This is a genomic window from Mammaliicoccus sp. RAM2 (assembly GCF_045897195.1).
In the GTDB taxonomy this organism is placed as follows: domain Bacteria; phylum Bacillota; class Bacilli; order Staphylococcales; family Staphylococcaceae; genus Mammaliicoccus; species Mammaliicoccus sciuri.
Genome location: NZ_JBJNWI010000021.1, coordinates 1 through 842, shown reverse-complemented (window position 1 = coordinate 842; position 842 = coordinate 1). Strand labels below are relative to the sequence as shown.

The following is an 842-nucleotide window of genomic DNA, read 5'->3' as shown; positions in this document are numbered from 1 at the left end:
CATCTGAAGTTGAGCTTGAGTTACTGTCACTATCAGAAGTACTGTTTGAATCAGAAACTGAATTACTGTCAGTATCAGAGTTAGAACCACTGTTAGTGTCTGAATCAGAATCTTTATCAGATTGGCTATCAGAGCCACTGTCTGAGTTAGAACCAGAATCACTACTTGAATCAGAGTTCGAGTCTAAATCAGAAGTACTATCAGTACCAGAGTCAGAACCGCTGTTAGCGTCTGAATCAGAATCATTATCAGATTGGCTATCAGAGCTGCTGTCTGAGTTAGAACCAGAATCACTACTTGAATCAGAGTTCGAGTCTAAATCAGATGTACTGTCAGTATCAGAGTTAGAACCACTGTTAGTGTCTGAATCAGAATCAGAGTTACTATCAGAGTCAGAACCGCTGTTAGCGTTTGAATCAGAATCTTTATCAGATTGGCTATCAGAGCTGCTGTCTGAGTTAGAATCTGAATCGCTATTTGAACCAGAGTTCGCATCAGAACTACTATCAGAGTCAGAACCGCTGTTAGCGTCTGAATCAGAATCTTTATCAGATTGGCTATCAGAACTGCTGTCTGAGTTAGAACCAGAATCGCTATCTGATTTTACATCAGAACCATTATCTGAGTTAGAATCCTTCGGAGTTGTGATATCTGGCTTACCGTCACCATCTTTATCAGTTGGCTTATTAGATTTAGGATTAGATTCATCTTTGTTTGGAATACCATCACTATCGTAATCTTCGTCCCCATCATTTACACCATTACCGTCGGTATCAGGATTTGTTGGATCAGTACCGATAAGTTTTTCATCTTCGTTACTTACGCCATCACCATCGATATCG

1 pseudogene is annotated in these 842 nt (G+C 39.9%); it reads right to left on the bottom strand.

The features are described 5' to 3' along the window. Positions 1-842: pseudogene (locus ACJTHF_RS13995) on the bottom strand (hypothetical protein); the annotation flags it as partial.